At 31.4% G+C, this 18,043-nt stretch carries 30 protein-coding genes and 1 tRNA gene; 28 read left to right on the plus strand and 3 right to left on the minus strand.

The window, feature by feature from the left end; genetic code table 11:
- Positions 1-10: 10 nt before the first annotated feature.
- A complete protein-coding gene (gene ribB, locus APS56_RS02455) occupies positions 11-1,171 on the plus strand; it encodes a 3,4-dihydroxy-2-butanone-4-phosphate synthase (protein WP_054724457.1) in 1,161 nt (386 codons plus the stop codon).
- 75 nt (positions 1,172-1,246) lie between these two features.
- Here ribB and APS56_RS02460 read toward each other — a convergent pair whose 3' ends face one another.
- A complete protein-coding gene (locus APS56_RS02460) occupies positions 1,247-2,440 on the minus strand; it encodes a DegT/DnrJ/EryC1/StrS family aminotransferase (protein ID WP_054724458.1) in 1,194 nt (397 codons plus the stop codon).
- A 185-nt stretch (positions 2,441-2,625) separates the two neighbouring features.
- The gene (locus tag APS56_RS02465; RefSeq protein ID WP_054724459.1) at positions 2,626-3,255 is read right to left on the minus strand and encodes an NAD(P)H-dependent oxidoreductase; all 630 of its coding nucleotides are present in this window, start codon (positions 3,253-3,255) and stop codon (positions 2,626-2,628) included.
- A 186-nt stretch (positions 3,256-3,441) separates the two neighbouring features.
- Here APS56_RS02465 and APS56_RS02470 point away from each other — a divergent pair.
- The 19 genes from APS56_RS02470 (at position 3,442) to APS56_RS02555 (ending at position 13,325) form a co-directional block, all read left to right on the plus strand.
- Positions 3,442-3,526: transfer RNA gene (locus APS56_RS02470), tRNA-Ser, on the plus strand.
- 250 nt (positions 3,527-3,776) lie between these two features.
- Positions 3,777-5,021, plus strand: a complete 1,245-nt coding sequence (locus APS56_RS02475) for a site-specific integrase (RefSeq protein WP_054724461.1) — start codon at positions 3,777-3,779, stop codon at positions 5,019-5,021.
- A 108-nt stretch (positions 5,022-5,129) separates the two neighbouring features.
- Positions 5,130-6,020 carry a helix-turn-helix domain-containing protein gene (locus tag APS56_RS02480; RefSeq protein ID WP_054724463.1) on the plus strand — a complete coding sequence of 297 codons (891 nt, stop codon included), beginning with the start codon at positions 5,130-5,132 and terminating at the stop codon, positions 6,018-6,020.
- Positions 6,021-6,113: 93 nt separating this feature from the next.
- Positions 6,114-6,656: an SRPBCC family protein gene (locus tag APS56_RS02485; protein WP_157757594.1), complete on the plus strand. Its 543-nt coding sequence runs from the start codon at positions 6,114-6,116 to the stop codon at positions 6,654-6,656.
- A 2-nt stretch (positions 6,657-6,658) separates the two neighbouring features.
- A complete protein-coding gene (locus APS56_RS17205) occupies positions 6,659-6,796 on the plus strand; it encodes a DUF4287 domain-containing protein (RefSeq protein ID WP_250636030.1) in 138 nt (45 codons plus the stop codon).
- Between the two features lie 4 nt (positions 6,797-6,800).
- Entirely contained in the window at positions 6,801-6,875 is a 75-nt protein-coding gene (locus APS56_RS17210; protein WP_250636031.1) for a DUF4287 domain-containing protein, read from the plus strand.
- Between the two features lie 26 nt (positions 6,876-6,901).
- On the plus strand, positions 6,902-7,537 hold the full coding sequence (locus APS56_RS02495; RefSeq protein ID WP_054724467.1) for a DUF998 domain-containing protein: 636 nt from the start codon (positions 6,902-6,904) through the stop codon (positions 7,535-7,537).
- A gap of 5 nt (positions 7,538-7,542) precedes the next feature.
- The gene (locus tag APS56_RS02500) at positions 7,543-7,905 is read left to right on the plus strand and encodes a DUF1801 domain-containing protein (RefSeq protein ID WP_054724469.1); all 363 of its coding nucleotides are present in this window, start codon (positions 7,543-7,545) and stop codon (positions 7,903-7,905) included.
- 9 nt (positions 7,906-7,914) lie between these two features.
- A complete protein-coding gene (locus APS56_RS02505; RefSeq protein ID WP_082379227.1) occupies positions 7,915-8,283 on the plus strand; it encodes a VOC family protein in 369 nt (122 codons plus the stop codon).
- A gap of 83 nt (positions 8,284-8,366) precedes the next feature.
- Positions 8,367-8,606 carry a hypothetical protein gene (locus tag APS56_RS02510; RefSeq protein ID WP_054724470.1) on the plus strand — a complete coding sequence of 80 codons (240 nt, stop codon included), beginning with the start codon at positions 8,367-8,369 and terminating at the stop codon, positions 8,604-8,606.
- Positions 8,607-8,618: 12 nt separating this feature from the next.
- On the plus strand, positions 8,619-9,686 hold the full coding sequence (locus APS56_RS16700; protein ID WP_082379228.1) for a helix-turn-helix transcriptional regulator: 1,068 nt from the start codon (positions 8,619-8,621) through the stop codon (positions 9,684-9,686).
- Between the two features lie 86 nt (positions 9,687-9,772).
- Positions 9,773-10,366 (plus strand): Crp/Fnr family transcriptional regulator, encoded by a 594-nt coding sequence (locus APS56_RS02520; RefSeq protein WP_054724472.1) that lies wholly within the window; start codon positions 9,773-9,775, stop codon positions 10,364-10,366.
- 64 nt (positions 10,367-10,430) lie between these two features.
- Positions 10,431-10,814, plus strand: coding sequence for a VOC family protein (locus APS56_RS02525; protein WP_054724473.1), 384 nt, complete (start codon positions 10,431-10,433; stop codon positions 10,812-10,814).
- Positions 10,815-10,825: 11 nt separating this feature from the next.
- Positions 10,826-11,137: an SRPBCC family protein gene (locus APS56_RS02530; protein WP_236778451.1), complete on the plus strand. Its 312-nt coding sequence runs from the start codon at positions 10,826-10,828 to the stop codon at positions 11,135-11,137.
- 106 nt (positions 11,138-11,243) lie between these two features.
- A complete protein-coding gene (locus APS56_RS02535) occupies positions 11,244-11,642 on the plus strand; it encodes a VOC family protein (RefSeq protein ID WP_054724477.1) in 399 nt (132 codons plus the stop codon).
- A gap of 62 nt (positions 11,643-11,704) precedes the next feature.
- Positions 11,705-12,121, plus strand: a complete 417-nt coding sequence (locus APS56_RS02540) for a VOC family protein (RefSeq protein ID WP_054724479.1) — start codon at positions 11,705-11,707, stop codon at positions 12,119-12,121.
- An 18-nt stretch (positions 12,122-12,139) separates the two neighbouring features.
- Entirely contained in the window at positions 12,140-12,445 is a 306-nt protein-coding gene (locus tag APS56_RS02545) for a nuclear transport factor 2-like protein (protein WP_211259730.1), read from the plus strand.
- Positions 12,446-12,577: 132 nt separating this feature from the next.
- Positions 12,578-13,033 carry a DUF1569 domain-containing protein gene (locus tag APS56_RS02550; protein ID WP_054724481.1) on the plus strand — a complete coding sequence of 152 codons (456 nt, stop codon included), beginning with the start codon at positions 12,578-12,580 and terminating at the stop codon, positions 13,031-13,033.
- Positions 13,034-13,073: 40 nt separating this feature from the next.
- Positions 13,074-13,325, plus strand: coding sequence for a hypothetical protein (locus APS56_RS02555; RefSeq protein ID WP_054724482.1), 252 nt, complete (start codon positions 13,074-13,076; stop codon positions 13,323-13,325).
- Between the two features lie 4 nt (positions 13,326-13,329).
- Here APS56_RS02555 and APS56_RS02560 read toward each other — a convergent pair whose 3' ends face one another.
- Positions 13,330-13,752 (minus strand): hypothetical protein, encoded by a 423-nt coding sequence (locus APS56_RS02560; RefSeq protein ID WP_054724485.1) that lies wholly within the window; start codon positions 13,750-13,752, stop codon positions 13,330-13,332.
- A gap of 133 nt (positions 13,753-13,885) precedes the next feature.
- Between APS56_RS02560 and APS56_RS02565 the strand changes: the two genes are divergently transcribed.
- The 8 genes from APS56_RS02565 (at position 13,886) to APS56_RS02600 (ending at position 18,012) form a co-directional block, all read left to right on the plus strand.
- Positions 13,886-14,212: an ArsR/SmtB family transcription factor gene (locus tag APS56_RS02565; RefSeq protein ID WP_054724487.1), complete on the plus strand. Its 327-nt coding sequence runs from the start codon at positions 13,886-13,888 to the stop codon at positions 14,210-14,212.
- Positions 14,213-14,215: 3 nt separating this feature from the next.
- Entirely contained in the window at positions 14,216-14,674 is a 459-nt protein-coding gene (locus tag APS56_RS02570; RefSeq protein ID WP_054724489.1) for an SRPBCC family protein, read from the plus strand.
- A gap of 11 nt (positions 14,675-14,685) precedes the next feature.
- Entirely contained in the window at positions 14,686-15,063 is a 378-nt protein-coding gene (locus APS56_RS02575; protein WP_054724491.1) for a DoxX family protein, read from the plus strand.
- Positions 15,064-15,065: 2 nt separating this feature from the next.
- Entirely contained in the window at positions 15,066-15,422 is a 357-nt protein-coding gene (locus tag APS56_RS02580; RefSeq protein ID WP_054724494.1) for an iron chaperone, read from the plus strand.
- A gap of 6 nt (positions 15,423-15,428) precedes the next feature.
- Positions 15,429-15,782 carry a DUF4180 domain-containing protein gene (locus APS56_RS02585; protein WP_054724495.1) on the plus strand — a complete coding sequence of 118 codons (354 nt, stop codon included), beginning with the start codon at positions 15,429-15,431 and terminating at the stop codon, positions 15,780-15,782.
- A 17-nt stretch (positions 15,783-15,799) separates the two neighbouring features.
- Positions 15,800-16,384: a YdeI/OmpD-associated family protein gene (locus tag APS56_RS02590; RefSeq protein ID WP_054724497.1), complete on the plus strand. Its 585-nt coding sequence runs from the start codon at positions 15,800-15,802 to the stop codon at positions 16,382-16,384.
- A gap of 15 nt (positions 16,385-16,399) precedes the next feature.
- Entirely contained in the window at positions 16,400-16,603 is a 204-nt protein-coding gene (locus APS56_RS02595; protein WP_054724499.1) for a hypothetical protein, read from the plus strand.
- 170 nt (positions 16,604-16,773) lie between these two features.
- Positions 16,774-18,012 (plus strand): TCR/Tet family MFS transporter, encoded by a 1,239-nt coding sequence (locus APS56_RS02600; protein ID WP_054724501.1) that lies wholly within the window; start codon positions 16,774-16,776, stop codon positions 18,010-18,012.
- The last annotated feature ends 31 nt before the right edge of the window (positions 18,013-18,043 follow it).

The following is an 18,043-nucleotide window of genomic DNA, read 5'->3' on the forward strand; positions in this document are numbered from 1 at the left end:
CCTTTGCAAAATGACAACACAAACAGATATACCTCAAAAAAATTCAACAATCAAACTAAATACTATACATGAAGCTATTGAAGATATTCGTGATGGAAAAGTTATTATTGTTGTAGATGATGAAAATCGTGAAAATGAAGGTGATTTTCTAGCAGCTGCAGATAAAGTAACACCAGAAATGATAAACTTTATGGCTACCCATGGTAGAGGGCTTATTTGTGCGCCACTAACAGAAAATAGATGTAAAGAACTTGAACTAAACATGATGGTTCGCAATAATACAGACCCAATGGAAACCGCTTTTACGGTTTCTGTAGATTTAAGAGGTCATGGTGTTACTACGGGTATTTCTGCTGCTGATAGAGCCAAAACAGTAAAAGCTCTTATAGACCCAAATACAAAATCCTTTGAATTAGCTCGTCCAGGACACATTTTTCCTTTAGTAGCTAAAGAAGGAGGTGTTTTAAGACGAACAGGACATACTGAAGCAGCCATCGATTTTGCTAGATTAGCAGGGTTAAATCCTGCTGGTGTTATTGTAGAAATCATGAATGAAGATGGGTCTATGGCACGACTTCCTCAACTTATTAAAGTTGCTAAAAAGCTAAATTTAAAAATAGTTTCTATAGAAGATTTAGTAGCTTATAGAATGCAGCACGATTCTTTAATTGACAAAAAAGAAGACTTTCAAATAGAAACACGTTTTGGAAGCTTCAGATTAAGGGCTTACAAGCAGACAACTAATAACCAAATACATATAGCACTTACAAAAGGACAATGGAAAGATGATGAACCTGTGTTAACAAGGATAAATTCTACCATGGTAAACAATGATATTTTAGGTACACTGACCAATAATGTAGATAAACAATTGGTGGATATGTTTAAGGTTATAAATAAAGAAGGTAAAGGTGCCATTATATTTATTAACCAAGAAACACAATCAATGAATCTTTTAAACCGACTAAGTGTTTTAAAAGAAAACCAAACTCCTGACTCTATTTACAAAGCTCCTAAGGTAGATATGGATGCTAGAGATTTTGGTATAGGAGCACAAATTTTACATGATTTAAATGTTCATAAACTGCGATTAATTTCTAACACTGAACAAACAAAACGCGTTGGTTTAATTGGTTATGGCTTAGAAATTATTGAATATGTAAATTATTAAAAAACATATGTTATCAATTTAAAAAGGGGATTTAATTAAAATTACCCCCCCTTTTTTACAACATAAATACTGTAACTAAATAACATTTTGAATGGCCTCAACCATTTTTCCAGCTCTACGTTTTACTTCTGCTTCTGTCCATGATAACTTAATTAAGCATGATATATTTCTTGAGATATAATGATCTGATGTTTTAAAAGTTTTAGTTTCAAGATACTTAAGTCCTTCTTTAACCTCTTCTGAAATAGGAAATAATGATTTTAGTTTTTTTAAATGATCCCATTTACGAACGTAATGCCAGTTGTTATTGTAATAATGAAAGCATCCATCTACCCCACTTTCTTTAAAGTTTTCGGAAACATTAGTGGCTATTTCTAAATCTGGTAGAAAGAAATTTAAAAACCCATAGTTTTCCACACCACCATCAGGAACGGTTCTAAAAACAACCTCTGATATTTGAGACAAAGCATCACGCAAGATGTTATAGTTTCTTTTTTGAATAGCTAAAAATTCAGGTAAACGCTTCACTTGAGCCAAGCCAACAGCTGCATGTAATTCTGATATCCTGAAATTATATCCTAAAAACGGATGCGTTTCTGCACCTCTATCTAAACCAACATGGTCGTGACCATGATCGCTATAATGGTCGGCATTTATATAATAATCTTTATTATTGCTTATGACAGCCCCACCTTCACCGCAAGTTATGGTTTTTACAAAATCAAATGAAAAACAACCTAAATGCCCTATGCTACCTAATGGTTGGTTTTTATATGTGCCACCTATAGCTTGACATGCGTCCTCTATTAATAATAAATCATGCTTATCACAAATCGCTTTTAAAGCATCCATTTGTCCCATACTACCACACATTTGCACAACCATAACGGCTTTAGTTTTTTGTGTGATAGCTGCTGTAACAGCTTCTGGACTCAAACATAAGGTATCATCAATATCAACTAATATTGGAATAGCGCCAAGCATCATAATAGCTTCAAAACTGGCCACAAATGTGAATGTTGGCATAATAACTTCATCTCCTGCTCCTACGCCTGCACTTGCTAATGCTATAGATACAGCAGCCGTTCCACTGGATACCAATTGCACGTGTTTAGATTGAAAGGTGTTTTGTAATTCTGCCTCTAATTCTTTAGCTTTCCAATGCCCATTTCGCATGCCATCAAAACCATAGCGCATTAATACACCGTTATCTAACACATCGTTAACTTGTTTACGTTCTAAATCTCCAAATAATTCAAATCCTGGCATAATTTTATTTTTTTATTTGTTGTTGAATTGGGGTTTTGCGTTAGGGATTAAGGTGGCATCCTTTTTTAAAATTAATACTATTGAAATTGAACAGCTACAGATAGCACATTAGCTTGATATAAAATTTGGCAACAATTAAAAAGATATAGCCGAAAGCCCGACCCTTGAGGTAACGCCCTAATACTTTAAATTTCAATAATAGCTTCTTCTAAAGGTTTTCTAACTTTTTTGAAAGTTGAAAACATATCATCGTCCGCTCGGTATCCTACCGGTAAAAGCAGTACAGATTTTAAACCAATTTTATTCAATTCTAAAACCTCGTCAAACTTTTTTGGCAAAAAACCCTCCATAGGGCATGAATCAATTCCTTCCATGGCACAAACAGTCATTAAATTCCCTAAAGCTATATAGGCCTGATTTGTAGACCATTTTTGACGCTCTTCGATGGTCATTTTTTCCATCATTTTAATTAAATCTTCTCGATAGGGTTTTAAAATAGTTTCTGAGGTGTTCCTAATTTTTTTTATATTATTGTAATAATCAACAACATCAGTTTTAATAACATTTTCTTGAATACAAATAACTAATAAATGTGATGCCTCTAAAACTTGTTTTTGATAAAAGGAATGAGCCACCAAAGTTTCTCTTAAAGCAATATTTTCTACAACTAATAATTTTATAGTTTGCAGTCCGAAAGACGTGGCGGTAAGATTAAAAGCTTCTTTTAAAATGTTTAGTTTATCAATTGGTAGTTTTTTAGTACTATCAAACTTTTTAGTAGCATAACGCCATTGTAGCTGTTTTATGGTGTTCATTATAATTTTATATATTTCTGCAAAAATAAGGTTTGCAATTTTGATTTTCACAAAAAAGAGACTAAAATGATTGAATATCATTGGGGTAAAAAATATTTTTTAAAAAAGGCTTGTTTTATTTGAAAGTATTGAAAAAGGATACTATATTTGCACCCGCATTCAGGGAATACCTGATGAGGCACTCAAGGAGAAATGGCAGAGTGGTCGAATGCGGCAGTCTTGAAAACTGTTGAGGGTCACACCTCCGGGGGTTCGAATCCCTCTTTCTCCGCTAAGAGTTTAAGAAACTCAATCAAAACGCTGTAAAACTTATGTTTTACGGCGTTTTTTCATTTGTGACTATCCCATAAAGTTCATTAAATGGTATGCTTTCAGTGACCTATTTAATGACCTATTGTTTAAAATTCAAATAGGTCACTAGAAAACGCTGAAACACTTGTATAATAAGGAGTTCACGTTTTGAACATCTTGTTTCAAGTAGTTTTAAGAGATAGTTTTATCAACCTAAAAAGTTACCACAAATGACCAAAACATTCAACTTACTCTTCTTGATTAAGAAAAGTAAAATCAAAGCCAATGGCACAGCCCCAATTTATTTAAGGATAACCATTAACGGAAAACCAAAAGAAATTGCATCAAAAAGATATGTAGCACCCGATTTATGGGATAGTAAACTTCAGAAAGTGATAGGTAAATCCGAAGAAGTAAAATCTTTAAATAGGTATCTTAAAACGTTAGAGCAGCAAGTTTATGATACACACCACACAATATTGAAAGACAAAATAACTGCAACCTCTGCAGTTTTAAAATCTAAACTTCAAGGTGTTGATGATAAACAAAGAATGTTAATTCCAATTTTCAAAGATCATAATAACAAAATTAAAGAACTGGTTGGAAAAGAATATGCTCCAGGAACATTAGAGCGTTACAAAACATCTTTAAAACACACAATAGCTTTTTTAGAATGGAAATATCAAATATCGGATATAAATATTGCAAAAATCAATCATGCTTTCATAACAGAGTATGAATTTTATTTAAGAAGTGTTAGAAATTGCAATAATAACACAGCAGTCAAGTACATCAAGAATTTCGGTAAAATCATAAAGATATGTTTGGCCAATGACTGGCTAGATAAAAATCCATTCGCCAATTATAAAGCAAAAGTTAGAGAAGTCGAGCGTGTATATTTAACAGAAGAAGAAATCCAAACCATATTGAATAAAGATTTTAAGACAGAAAGACTATCGCTAGTTCGTGATATCTTCCTTTTTAGTTGCTTTACAGGATTAGCATACATTGATGTCAAAAATTTAACAAAACTGCATATAAGTATTGGAATCGATGGAGAGAAATGGATATTTACTCACAGACAAAAAACAGAATCCGCTTCAAAAATCCCCATACTCCCTGTTACACAAATGATAATTGATAAGTACGCACAGCACCCGCAATGTATAAACGAAAACAGACTGTTCCCTATTTTGAGTAATCAAAAAATGAATGCCTATCTTAAAGAAATTGCAGGTGTTTGTGAAATTGAAAAAGATTTAACTTTTCATATTGCACGCCACACTTTTGCAACCACCGTAACACTTACAAATGGCGTTCCTATAGAAAGCGTAAGTAAAATGTTGGGGCATAAAAATTTACGGACTACCCAACATTATGCAAAAATTTTGGATAAAAAAGTAAGTGAGGATATGAAGGTTTTGAGAGATAAATTCAGTTTAACCGATATAAAATCTCATAAAAAAATAATTTAACTTATTATAATAAACTACTATCAAATAACTTATAACTATGATTGTTTTTCTAAATATCTTTTCTTTGTAATTCAAAACAAACATTAACTATATAAGAATAGAAATTTAATGAAAGAGAAAAGTATTCCTTTTTATACTTCTATTAATGATTTTCTAGAATCAATACCTGTCAATCATAGGACTAAAAATCCTATGTTTTATTGTATACGTTTAGAAGAGCATAAAGATGAAATTTACAAAGCTCCATTTCGTAGAGATTTCTTTTTTATCGGTTTAATAACATCTAATGGAAAAACCAATGTTATATATAACAATCAAGATGACCATATAAAGGAGTCATTTCTCACCTTTCAATGTTCAAACTTGATTTATAGTTTTTACAAAGAAAAAAATACGGAAGGTTATCTCATTTATTTTAAACAGGAATACTTTAATTTTTTAAAATTTGATTTTTTTAATGAATTCCCATTTTTTAATATTTTAAACATCAACTTATTTCAACTAGAAAATAATAAATATCAAGAATTAGTACCAGTATTTGAAGAGGTATTTAAATCTTATGAAAATATAGATGTCTTTTCCAAAGTTACTACACATAAATTTCTTGCTTTACTCTATAATCTAAAAGAATTTACTAAGATTCAAAATGAATTACAACCATTAATAAATTCTAGTCATTCCATTACAAATCAATATTTAAAATTGGTGAATGTTCATTACCTCGAAAAACGAACAGTTAAAGAATATGCTACCTTATTAAATATCAGTGCTAGTCACTTATCTAAAACCGTTAAAACTGAAACAAATAAAAAAGCACTTTCGCATATTAATGGTAGGCTTATAAAGGAGGCAAAATCACTGATTCAATTCACTAATTTAAGCATAGCTGAAATAGCGCATCAATTAGGCTTTTCTGACGCTTCTAATTTTGGAAACTTCTTCCGTAAGCATACTTCAACCAGTCCACTAACATTCAGAAAAAACTACACAACCCGATAAACACCATTTATTCCCGCTTTTGCACCATTTAATTGATTTAGGTTCATTTAATTTTGTTTCAAAATAAATCAAAACCAATCAAATTAAATGAAAATGTTAGTATTAAAAATCGCAGTTGTTGTAATTGCTATAATCAGTGTATTGTGTGTTATTGCCATATTTACAGCAAAAAAATACACCATTAAACGTGAAATCACCTTAAATAATAGTAACTCAGAGATATATGAGTTTCTACGTTTTCATAAAAATCAAAAACTATTTAATCAATGGTTGAGTTACGACCCTAATACGAAAATTGAAATAAAAGGAAGCGAAGATGGTAAAAAAGGTGCTACACTTCATTTTTCCAGTAAAAGTAAAAAAACAGGTAAAGGAGAATGGGAAACCACAAATCTAGTAGAAAACAAAAGAATTGATTTTGAACTTCGCTTTTTAGAACCTTATACGTTTACAGCAAATGGTTCACTTTATCTAAAAGAAATTGGTGCTAATAAAACCAATCTATTATGGGAATACCATAGTGGTATGGATTGGCCAATGAACATTACTCTACTTTTTATGGATATGGACAAAATCATTGGGAAGGACATTGAAGCTTCTTTGGCTAAAATCAAATCAAATACAGAAAAACTATAATTATGTCATTCAAAACATATATCAAAAACATAGAAGATAAAACAGGTAAAACCGCTGAAGACTTTCAAACATTAGCAGAACAAAAAGGCTTTACCAAGAATGGAGAATTAGTTGTAAAGGCTACCGATGTGACCAATTAATTGGTTGAAAGAAGAGTTTGCGTTAGGTCATGGTCACGCCATGGCTATGTATGCCTATATAAAAGGGAAAAGAGAATAAACTACCATCTTTAAAATTATAATTAAATGAACAAGTTAACTGTCACCAAAATAAATGCTATTGGATTTATTTTCCTGTTAATATTATTACATCTTATAAACACTTCTATGAGTCCTATATGGCAACCCATTAGCGAATATGCATTAGGAAATACAGGTTGGTTAATGCAGATTGTATTCTTTTTACTTGGTATAAGTTTTTTAACCTTAGGCTTATATCTAATTAAATACTTACCCAAAATAGGTTCTAAAATTGGAGGAGTGTTGTTAGTAATAGCATCTCTTGGTAATTTCTTAGCAGGCATTTTTAATACTGATCCTGTAGATACTTTACCCGAGTACATGACTATGAGTGGCCAAATTCATAACGCAGCAGCAGGACTATTAGGTTTTATGATTTTGGCTACGGTGTTTATTACTTATCAATTTAGAAAACAAGAACAGCTTAAACCATTTAGAAAAAATATGTTTGTATTTACTATAATTCTTTGGGGTTTAGAGGTTGCTTTAATAATTGCTATGGGTGTTTATTTGAGTGAAACAAATGGTATGATTACACCAGAGACTCCTATTGGTTGGCTTGGTAGAATCGTTATCGTATTTTGTGCTATTTGGGTTTGGAGTTGTGCTCATTATCTCCAAAAATCTAATTTCAAAAATTAGCTCATATGAATATCATCAATCAATTCATAAAAGATAAAATTAAGGAAGAGCATCAACCTATTTTTTCAAAGTTTAGGAGCTTGATTAAAGCAAAATTCCCAACACTAAAAGAAGAAATGCGAGGAGGAACCGAAAAATATTATGGTGTCCCAGTTTATAGACACAATAGAATTATCATCTCCGTGAGCCCTACCCTAAAAGGAATTACCTTTTCATTTACGGATGGTAAACAGTTTGAAGACAAGTATAAACTACTTGAAGGAGTCGGAAAAAAATCATTAAATTTAAGATTGAGTGACCCCAAAGATTATAAAGATGACATACTTGAGTATTATATTTTACAAGCGATTGAATTAGATAACAAATAAAGATGTGTAATGAAAACAACCATTCTAAGAATAGTTCCTAACATTTATTCCAATGATGTGGAAGCAAGCAAAAAGTTTTATACTCAGTTTTTAGAGATGAAATTGGTGATGGATATGGGATGGGTTTTAACTTTTGCATCCAAAGAAAACCCAAAGGCTCAAATCACAATTATTCAAAATACGGAGAACAAACCACTGGATAATAAAGCCATTTTTCTATCCATAGAAGTGGTGAATATTGACCAATGGTATGAACGAGCAAAAACACAAGATATTGAAATAGTTTACCCAATAACAACCGAATCTTGGGGTGTAAAACGATTTTTTGTCAAAGATCCCAACGGAGCAACAATCAATTTATTGTCACATTGTGTTTAGTTTTTTTTAAATTAAAAAAGACTGTCAAAGGGTTGTCACAATTCCTAGTTTTCTTTGTTGTATAAAATTATAATTGTTATAAAATGATAGAAGTATATAAAACTAATATCTTAAAAAAGAAACAAGCTAGGAGAATAAAGAAACAAATAAAAAATAGGTTTCCTAATTACTGTATTGATTTTGATCTTGAAGATTGTGATCATATTTTAAGAATCGAAAATTTTAACGATATATTAGACAATGATGTTATTATTAATATGGTTCAAAAACAAGGTTTTAATATTGAAATTCTAACAGATGAAATTTCTATAGTAAACATTTAAAATACTATTGTGATGGCATATACAGATAATATTTCAAGACTTTCACGGTTAACAGCAATTCATTTAAAATTACAGTCCAATTTATATGTGACTGTAGAACAATTGTCGGAGCAATTCAATATTAGCAAAAGAACTGTTTATAGAGATTTACACGCTTTAGAGCAAGCCAATGTTCCTATTGTGGCTGTGGAGGGAAAAGGTTATACTTTAATGGACGGGTATAAAATTCCACCTGTAATGTTTACAGAAACTGAAGCAAATGCACTCATTTTTGCACAAAAGATAATGGCAAAAACCAAAGATGAATCTTTGATAAATGAATTTAATAATGCCATAGATAAAGTAAAAGCAGTATTACGAAGTGAAGAAAAATCAAAAGCTGATTTTTTAGCGAATAGAACATTTATAGGAAAGAATTGGCAAAATGAAAAAACAAGTAATTTTCTTTCTGTAGTACAACGTGCTTTAACAAATTTTAATGTATTAAAAATAGCCTATAAAAAAGAATCTGACTTAGAACCAATTCTAAGAGAAATAGAACCTTTTGCTATTTACCATAGTTTTTCAGAAGATTGGATTGTAGTAGCTTGGTGCAGGTTGAGAAATGAGTTTAGAAATTTTAGAATAGACAGGATAAAAACCATCGTTAGTTTACCCGAAAAATTCGTTCCACACCATATGACAATGGAAGAATATGGAGAAATCCAGCGGAAAAAATATTTAGAAGGAAATAGTTTACATTATAAAAATATAAAAACAACCAAAATGATAACCGTAAAAGTAACGTACACTGTAAAACCTGATTTTGTTCAGAAGAACCAAGAAAACATTAACTTGTTTATGACTGATTTCAAAAAAATGGACACTAATGAATTCCGCTACGGTTCCTATGTGTGTGGAGACGGCAAAACATTTGTTCACCTATCTCATTACAAAAATGAGAACATTCAAAAAAAATTGCTTCAGGTGCCTTCATTTTTGTCTTTTCAGAAACAAAGAGATGAAAGTGGTTTAGAAGACTTGCCAGAAATTGAAGTAATGGAAGTAGTTGCTTCTTCACATGATATTTTTAAGTTTTAAAACCTATAAATAAAAAGGAATGTTTACCTACTCCAATTTTAAGATTATAGAATCTCAATATTTTGTATTTTTAAACAAAAAAAATAATGACAGATTCCTTTTTTGAAAGTATTTATAACTATCCAAGTATTAAAAAAGAGGACTATAAAACTATTATGTTTGCCCACACCAAAGTTGAGTTTTCAAAAAATGAAATCATACTTAATGAAGGTAAGATTAGCAACGAATATTTCCTAATTAAAAAAGGTTTGTTTCGTTCTTTTGTTATCGACTATAAAGGTAATGACATTACTACCAATTTTTTTAGTCCTAATGATATTTTAATTGAAGTAGCTTCTTTATTTCTTCGAATCCCTTCAAAAGAAACGATTCAGGCATTAACAGACTGTGAAGTTTATAAAATTAATTTTGATGATTTTCAAAAATTGTATAGCACTATAGAAGGCTTTACCGAATGGGGAAGAACCTGGATGTCTCAGCAACTTTTTATAGCCAAACACCGTGCTGTAAATATGCATACACAAAGTGCTTCTCAACGCTATTTAGAACTAATGAATCAGACCCCACAAATAATCAAAGAAGTACCCTTAAAACACATTGCTACTTATTTAGGAATTACCGATACGTCTTTAAGTAGAATAAGAAAAGAAGTATTGTCTCAATCAGAAAACTTGCCATAGGACAAGATTTTTTCGTTTTCCTTTTTTCATTTTTGTAATCATAACAATTAAATAAATAGATAAGATGAAAAAATTTAATCCTGTAGTGTGGTTCGAAATATATGTAAATGACATAGATAGAGCTGTAAAGTTTTACGAAAATGTACTTCAAGTAACACTGGAAGATATGAGCGACCCAACAAATAAAAATGTTCAAATGAAATGTTTCCCTAGTGATATGGAAAATTACGGTGCAGCTGGAGCTTTAATGAAAATGGATGGGATAACACCTTCTGTAAACGGAAGTCTCGTTTATTTTGGTTGTGAGGATTGTAAGATTTTAGAAAATCGAGCAGCTGAAAATGGAGCTGAAATTATTCAAGCGAAAATGGGAATTGGAGAACATGGCTTTGTATCTATTGTTAAAGATACTGAAGGGAATTCTATTGGGTTTCATTCCTTAAAATAAGGATGAATATTATGGAAAGTATTGAACATATCAACTACATAAAAGCCCCTATTTCTAAAGTCTATAATACACTTATTTCTGAAGACGGGCTAGGAAATATTTGGACCAAAAAACTTCAAGTAAAACCTGAAGTTGGTTTCGTCAATGAATTTGATTTTTATGAAGGTTATATCACAAAATTTAAGATTCTTAAACTTGTTGAAAACAGTAAAATAGTCTGGGAATGCATCGAATCTGATGAAGAATGGATAGGGACTAAAGTATCATTTGAACTTACTGAGAAAGATAATAAAACAACAATTATTCTTAAACACTTTGATTGACGAGAAAAAACTGACTTTTATAGGTGGTGTAATTACAATTGGGCAATGTTCTTATTTCGATTGAAGAACCATTGTGAAAATTAATTCAACGTTTAAAATCAAAATTATGAAACAACAAATCACAACTTTTTTAACATTCCAAAAAAACAACGCTGAAGAAGCTATGAATTTTTATGTCGACTTATTCAATAATTCAGAAATAATAGAGGTACAACGCTACGGAAAAGATGGTCCTGGTACAGAAGGAACAATCATTAGAGCAATTTTTGAACTAAACGGGAAACAATTTTTGTGTAGCGATAGCTTTATTCAACACGATTGGAATTTCACCCCTGCAGTATCCAATTGGGTAGAATGTGAGAATGATAAAGAAATTGAACAGCTTTTTAAAAAGCTATCCGAAAATGGGGATGTAAAAATGCCCTTAGACAATTACGGTTTTAGCAAACAATTTGCTTTTGTAGAAGATCGGTTTGGAGTTTCTTGGCAATTGAATTTGGAATAAAACCGTGCATAAAACGGATTTCATTTATCAGTTTTTAGTCCTAGAATCAAAAACATATCATTATGAAAACAACACAGATTTGGGCAAACCTTGGTGTGGAAAACATAGAAAAAACGACAGAATTTTATAAATCATTGGGCTTTCAGTTAAATGGAAGCCCTTCAGAAGATTTAGTCAGTTTCTTTTTTGGTTCTGATAATTTTGTGATTCACTTCTTCTTAAAAGAAAAGCTACAAGAAAGCCTTGAAGGAAAAACGTCTGATTTAACATTAGGCAATGAAGTGATGTTTTCTTTATCAGTTGAAAACAAGGAAGAATACAACCAATGGGTAACTAAAATAAAGAATGCTGGTGGTAAAATTTTATTCGACTCTAACAAGGATAGAAAAGCATTTTATGATGAAAATGGATTTTATGTTTGTGTGTTTTCCGACCCAGATGGACATAAATTTAACCTGTTATATAATGAGAATATATAATGCTAAAAACGATTAAAAATGACCAAAATAATATCGAGTCCAAATTGCGGAAATTCTCCCAAAATGGAGTTTTTAAAACTGTTTAACATAGCCTTTGCTAAAGGAGATGTTGCCTTTTTAAACGAAAATGTAACAGACGACATCGTTTGGAATATGATTGGCGACAAAAAATTAGAAGGAATAAAAGCGTTTACGGAAGAATTAGAAAAAATGCAATCTGTAAAAGCATCTGAATTGATATTAAATCAAATCCTATCCCACGGTAAAGAAGGTGCAGTAAATGGGGTAATGACAATGGAAAACGGTAATCCTATCCCACGGTAAAGAAGGTGCAGTAAATGGGGTAATGACAATGGAAAACGGTAAGCAATATGCATTTTCTGATTTTTATATTTTTCAAAGTGCTAAAGGAGAGAAATTAAAAGGAATAACATCATACTGCATAAAATTATAAAGATGAAAACCATTTTTGACCCGAACATCAGACTACAGCTAATCAAACGAATTGAACAAATCAATGCAGACAGTAAAGCGCAATGGGGTAAAATGAATGTTTACCAAATGATAAAACATTTGAATATTTGGAATCAATGGGTGCTAGGTATTGATAACAATATACCTTATAAACAAGACTTTCTTGGTAAACTTATTGGAAAAATGGTCTTAAAGGCCAACACCAAAAACGACAAACCGATGGGTAAAGGTGCACCAGCAGGTTCAAACTTTACCATCAAAGAGAAAAGTGGAGATTTTGAGAAGCAAAAACAAAAATTGTTTGATTTAACTGAACATTACGGGTGCTATAACAACCTAGATTTTATTCACGGTTTTTTCGGTAGAATGACCAAAGAGCAAATTGGAATTTTCGCTTATAAGCATTATGATCATCATTTAAGACAGTTTGGAGTTTGACTTACATTCATCGTATAGAAGTATAAATCTCTTGAAGAAAATGAAAGTGAATCCCCAGATTAATACTACCTCTGCCACTGTCGAGATTTTCAAAACCAATGTCACGCATAATCAGTTAGCCAACAAAATAGTAGCTGATTTCAAGCAATTATATCCTGAGTATCGCATCAACTTTGATTTAGAGGATTGTGATAAAATACTTCGTATAGAAAGTTATACAGGTATTGATATTTTAGGCATTCTCAACTATGGCAGTTTAAACAATTTAGAAATAAATCTTATTGACTATTAGATGCTTAAAATTTTATTTCAGAGCTTGGTAGCAAACGTGAATCTTCAAGTGCAGCAGTTCTATGACCAGCATTTTTTAGATAATCTTCACTTTGAGCAAATTCCATAAATTTTAGTACCGATTGATGTTTAACCAATAATATTGCATCCCATTTTTCAGTTTCAGGTCCTATTAAAAAATCTTTTCCCTTTCCATAATATACAATTTCACTACCTGCTTTTAGAAATTGTGATTTTGTGGTATCGAGATATAGCTGATAGGCTTCTTCTCCACTAATTTCTTGTTTGGGGCTTAGATGTTCTAAATGAGTATAATCAGCTATTTCTTTAAATTTTAATAGATTTAACATTACTATTTCTCCCCTGTCCTTAAAGTTTTGATAAAATTGTTTACCACTATTGGTTGTGGCTTCTAAATATTTTTCCATTACAAATTATTTAATCTAACCATTCATTTACAGATGTCTAATTTAAAATAATACACTTTTTTTATTGTATTTTTCTTAAAAAAATTGCGCAATTAAATAACTGCACTTATTTTTGCAGTCAAATAACTGTGTAATGAAATTAAGGAGAGATGTATTTCAAGCCATAGCTGACCCTACAAGAAGAACCATTATCACGTTGGTTGCGGCAAGTGCAATGACACCGAGTGCTATTGCCGAAAACTTTGATTATTCCAGACAAACCATTTCCAAACACATTCAAATTCTTACCGAATGTGAGTTGTTGAAACAGGAACAAAAGGGAAGGGAAATCTATTATCAACTAAATCCTGATGGGATGAAGGAAATAGCTAAGTTTATAGAACCGTTTAGAAAATTATGGGATGAACGATTTAATTCATTGGAAGCTGTTATGAAGAAACATCAATCAAATATTAAATAGACAATGGAGCAAAAAACTAAAATCAATGCCCTAGAAGGTAAGCAAGAGCTAACTATCACGAGAGAATTTGACCTTCCTGTTGAACTTGTTTACAAAGCCTATACCGAAGCAGAATTTGTAGCACAATGGATGGGAACCAACGTACTAAAGCTGGAAAACAAAAATCACGGAAGTTATGTGTTTGAAACCTCACACGAAGGAAATATAATGTTTAAGGCAAATGGAACCATACACAAGCTTATTCCGAACCAAGAAATAGTAAGAACTTTTGAAATGGAAAATATGCCGATAGGCGTACAATTGGAGTTCTTGAATTTTGAAAAAGTTACAGAAGACAAAAGCAAGTTAACCATTCAGATTATATACAAATCAGAAAAACACCGTGCTGAGCAATTAAAACTACCTTTTGCTTATGGTTTAAATATGGCTCACGATAAACTAGAGGTAATATTTACAAACTAAAAAAAGTCATAATGAAAAAAAGAGAAAAAATCATTTATTGGATAGCCACAGTTTGGCTTTCCTTAGGGATGTTATCAACAGGAATTGTACAATTGTTACAATTAGAAGAAAACATTAAAAGTATGGAATTATTAGGCTATCCTATGTATTTGTTAAGTATTCTAGGTGTATGGAAAATTCTGGGAGTTATAACCATCTTAATTCCTAAATTCCCATTACTTAAAGAGTGGGCATACGCAGGGTTTTTCTTTGTAATGTCAGGTGCTATTATTTCCCATTTAGCAGTTGGAGATGAATTAATAACACTTTTTGGACCGGCTTTACTTTTAGCTCTAACAATAGCATCTTGGTATTTCAGACCAGCAAACAGAAAATTAGAAAAACAATAGATATGGCAGATTTAAAACCTAAAACAGTTGATGAGTTTATAGACAATTCACCAGAAAAATCTCAGGGAATTATGATTAAGCTGAAAAAGCTAATCGAAGCTACTGAACCAAATGCAGAAAGTGGTATTAGTTGGAATGTGCCCATCTATAAATGCAATGGAATTCTAGCAGGATTTTCCTTGGCTAAAAAACACGTCAGTTTTGGCATAGATTCATTAACCGAAGAGATGCGTAAAATATTGAATGAAAAGGGATATAAAACAGGAAAGAAAACCATTCAGATAAAATTTAATCAAGATATTCCTTCAAAAGAATTTAAGCTACTTATTCAAGAACAGGCTAAGCTCAACGCATTATAAAATCAGATGGAAATCAAAGAACATTCAAAAAGCGGTATTAAAATCGCAGAAATTATCTCAAATGAAATTATAATTAAAACCACAGAAGATGCCTTGGATTTAATGGGTAACATCTATTATCAAGGATATGATAAAATGATTTTACATCAAAAAAATATTACACCAGAGTTTTTTGATTTAAAAACTAAGTTGGCTGGAGACATCCTTCAGAAATTCACTCAATACAATATGGCTTTATCCATTATTGGAGATTTTTCAAAATATGAAAGTAACAGTTTAAAAAACTTTATATACGAAAGTAACAAAGGATTACAGGTTAATTTTCTAAGTTCAATGGATGAAGCACTAAACACATTGTAAAATAAAAATATTCTTAAATGGAAAAAGTAGACCAATACATCGAAAAGATAAAGAACTGGAAAGAAGAAACCATTCTATTGCGAGAAATCTGTTTAGAATGTGGTCTCGAAGAGGATTTTAAATGGATGCATCCTTGTTATACTTTTCAAGGTAAAAACATTGTACTTATTCACGGTTTTAAGGAGTATTGTGCCTTGTTATTTCATAAAGGAGCATTACTTAATGATGCTAACAACCTTTTAATTCAACAAACCGAAAACGTGCAGTCAGCTCGTCAAATTCGATTTAGAAACAAACAGGAAGTTATTGACTTAAAATCAGCTATCAAAGCTTATGTTTTTGAAGCCATTGAGGTGGAAAAAGCAGGATTGGAAGTAAAAATGAAAAAGACTTCTGAATATGAAATTCCTCAAGAACTTGAAGAAGCATTAAAAAGCAATCCCGAATTAGAAACCGCATTTTATAACCTAACCCCAGGGAGACAAAGAGGGTATTTACTCTATTTCTCACAAGCCAAACAATCCAAAACACGAATAACAAGAATTGAAAAAACAATCCCTAAAATACTAGAAGGAAAAGGTTTAAATGATAGAGAAGCATAAAACATCCAATTAGCTATGAAAAATTATCCTAAAGACAAATTAATACAAGCCTCAACAGTTATTGAGTCACTACTACATAAATGTGAAAAGTCCAGGCTAAAACTTACGGATAGAACATCACAACATACTTTACTAAAAAATAGAATTGAGGCTCTCAAAATTGCTTTAAAACTTATAGAAAGTGAGGTTGAAAACAAATTGATAGACAATGGGAAATAAAAAAGAACTGATCAATCAAATAGAATTTTTAAGAATCCCATTTATAATTATTATTTTAGTTCTTATAAGTAGAATAGCATCAATGATTTTATTCAATTGTTGGCAACAAGCTAAAAAAAATCCGTTTTCACATCAAACAACGAGCAAAAAAAAATAAGTTCAGCTTTTAGATGACAAAATCCCCAAAAAAATCAATCATATTTGTCTTAATCGTTACTGCTTTAGATACTGCGGGATTAGGAATAATATATCCCGTTTTACCACAACTAATAGAGGATTTAGTAAACACAGATATAAGTACTGCGGCAACTTATGGTGGTTGGCTGACTTTTGCATATGCGTTGATGCAGTTTTTTTTTGCACCTGTTTTAGGAAATTTGAGCGACAGATATGGCAGAAGGTCAGTATTATTGATTTCGCTATTCGGTTTTACGCTTGATTATTTATTTCTTGCGTTTGCACAAAATATAATTTGGCTTTTTATCGGTCGCATAATTGCAGGAATAACCGGAGCAAGTTACTCGGTTGCAGCGGCTTCAATTGCAGATATAAGCACCGATGAAAATAGAACGAAAAATTTTGGTTATATAAATGCTGCATATAGTTCGGGCTTAATAATCGGACCAGTAATCGGTGGATTGCTCGGACAATTTGGAACACATATACCTTTTATTGCAGCAGCTGTTTTAAGTTTCGGGAATTTTGTTTTTGGATATTTTATGTTCCCAGATACATTGGACAAATCCGATAGAAGAAAATTTGAATTAAAACGAGCCAACCCTTTTGGGTCTTTTAAACATTTAAGCAAATTTCCAACAATTATAACTCTAATTGTTGCAATGTTCTTTATGGCAATTGCAGGTCATAGTATGCCAAGTGTTTGGGCGTATTTTACCATTGAAAAATTTGATTGGAATGTAGAATTAATAGGTTATTCATTAGCATTTTTAGGTTTACTTTCAATTATCGTTCAATCTTGGCTTGTAGGCATATTGGCCAAAAAGTTGGGAGATGACAAAATGACCATATTTGGGTTATTGTTTTCAATCGTAGGATATTTACTCATAGCATTCTCAAACGTGGAATGGCTTCTAATTCCAGCAATGATAATTAATGTAATTGGGAGTGTGCAAAGAACAGGTTTTCAAAGTATAATTTCCTCTCAAGTTTCAAAAAGCGAACAAGGCGAATTGCAAGGAAGTTTAAGCAGTCTTCTCGGATTAGCAACAATTATCGCACCACCATTACTGACAATGGTTTTCACACATTTTACAAAAAATGAAAGTTCGGACATTTATTTTCCAGGAGCACCATATTTAATTGCTGTATTTTTGACAATAATAAGCCTGATTATAATGTTTATAAATTACAAAAATCGGAAAAAGCCAGTTGCTAACAAACGTATATAAAACATAGCTATTTCGGGCTTTCCCAAAGGTT

The sequence above is a fragment of the Pseudalgibacter alginicilyticus genome, from assembly GCF_001310225.1.
Taxonomy (GTDB): Bacteria; Bacteroidota; Bacteroidia; order Flavobacteriales; family Flavobacteriaceae; genus Pseudalgibacter; species Pseudalgibacter alginicilyticus.

Bases quoted from the DNA above. Each gene is read 5' to 3' on its own strand.
- ribB (WP_054724457.1), top strand. From the start codon at position 11: ATGACAACACAAACAGATATACCTCAAAAAAATTCAACAATCAAACTA.
- APS56_RS02460 (WP_054724458.1), bottom strand. From the start codon at position 2,440: ATGCCAGGATTTGAATTATTTGGAGATTTAGAACGTAAACAAGTTAAC.
- APS56_RS02465 (WP_054724459.1), bottom strand. From the start codon at position 3,255: ATGAACACCATAAAACAGCTACAATGGCGTTATGCTACTAAAAAGTTT.
- APS56_RS02475 (WP_054724461.1), top strand. From the start codon at position 3,777: ATGACCAAAACATTCAACTTACTCTTCTTGATTAAGAAAAGTAAAATC.
- APS56_RS02480 (WP_054724463.1), top strand. From the start codon at position 5,130: ATGAAAGAGAAAAGTATTCCTTTTTATACTTCTATTAATGATTTTCTA.
- APS56_RS02485 (WP_157757594.1), top strand. From the start codon at position 6,114: ATGTTAGTATTAAAAATCGCAGTTGTTGTAATTGCTATAATCAGTGTA.
- APS56_RS17205 (WP_250636030.1), top strand. From the start codon at position 6,659: ATGTCATTCAAAACATATATCAAAAACATAGAAGATAAAACAGGTAAA.
- APS56_RS02495 (WP_054724467.1), top strand. From the start codon at position 6,902: ATGAACAAGTTAACTGTCACCAAAATAAATGCTATTGGATTTATTTTC.
- APS56_RS02500 (WP_054724469.1), top strand. From the start codon at position 7,543: ATGAATATCATCAATCAATTCATAAAAGATAAAATTAAGGAAGAGCAT.
- APS56_RS02505 (WP_082379227.1), top strand. From the start codon at position 7,915: ATGAAAACAACCATTCTAAGAATAGTTCCTAACATTTATTCCAATGAT.
- APS56_RS02510 (WP_054724470.1), top strand. From the start codon at position 8,367: ATGATAGAAGTATATAAAACTAATATCTTAAAAAAGAAACAAGCTAGG.
- APS56_RS16700 (WP_082379228.1), top strand. From the start codon at position 8,619: ATGGCATATACAGATAATATTTCAAGACTTTCACGGTTAACAGCAATT.
- APS56_RS02520 (WP_054724472.1), top strand. From the start codon at position 9,773: ATGACAGATTCCTTTTTTGAAAGTATTTATAACTATCCAAGTATTAAA.
- APS56_RS02525 (WP_054724473.1), top strand. From the start codon at position 10,431: ATGAAAAAATTTAATCCTGTAGTGTGGTTCGAAATATATGTAAATGAC.
- APS56_RS02530 (WP_236778451.1), top strand. From the start codon at position 10,826: ATGGAAAGTATTGAACATATCAACTACATAAAAGCCCCTATTTCTAAA.
- APS56_RS02535 (WP_054724477.1), top strand. From the start codon at position 11,244: ATGAAACAACAAATCACAACTTTTTTAACATTCCAAAAAAACAACGCT.
- APS56_RS02540 (WP_054724479.1), top strand. From the start codon at position 11,705: ATGAAAACAACACAGATTTGGGCAAACCTTGGTGTGGAAAACATAGAA.
- APS56_RS02545 (WP_211259730.1), top strand. From the start codon at position 12,140: ATGACCAAAATAATATCGAGTCCAAATTGCGGAAATTCTCCCAAAATG.
- APS56_RS02550 (WP_054724481.1), top strand. From the start codon at position 12,578: ATGAAAACCATTTTTGACCCGAACATCAGACTACAGCTAATCAAACGA.
- APS56_RS02555 (WP_054724482.1), top strand. From the start codon at position 13,074: ATGAAAGTGAATCCCCAGATTAATACTACCTCTGCCACTGTCGAGATT.
- APS56_RS02560 (WP_054724485.1), bottom strand. From the start codon at position 13,752: ATGGAAAAATATTTAGAAGCCACAACCAATAGTGGTAAACAATTTTAT.
- APS56_RS02565 (WP_054724487.1), top strand. From the start codon at position 13,886: ATGAAATTAAGGAGAGATGTATTTCAAGCCATAGCTGACCCTACAAGA.
- APS56_RS02570 (WP_054724489.1), top strand. From the start codon at position 14,216: ATGGAGCAAAAAACTAAAATCAATGCCCTAGAAGGTAAGCAAGAGCTA.
- APS56_RS02575 (WP_054724491.1), top strand. From the start codon at position 14,686: ATGAAAAAAAGAGAAAAAATCATTTATTGGATAGCCACAGTTTGGCTT.
- APS56_RS02580 (WP_054724494.1), top strand. From the start codon at position 15,066: ATGGCAGATTTAAAACCTAAAACAGTTGATGAGTTTATAGACAATTCA.
- APS56_RS02585 (WP_054724495.1), top strand. From the start codon at position 15,429: ATGGAAATCAAAGAACATTCAAAAAGCGGTATTAAAATCGCAGAAATT.
- APS56_RS02590 (WP_054724497.1), top strand. From the start codon at position 15,800: ATGGAAAAAGTAGACCAATACATCGAAAAGATAAAGAACTGGAAAGAA.
- APS56_RS02595 (WP_054724499.1), top strand. From the start codon at position 16,400: ATGAAAAATTATCCTAAAGACAAATTAATACAAGCCTCAACAGTTATT.
- APS56_RS02600 (WP_054724501.1), top strand. From the start codon at position 16,774: ATGACAAAATCCCCAAAAAAATCAATCATATTTGTCTTAATCGTTACT.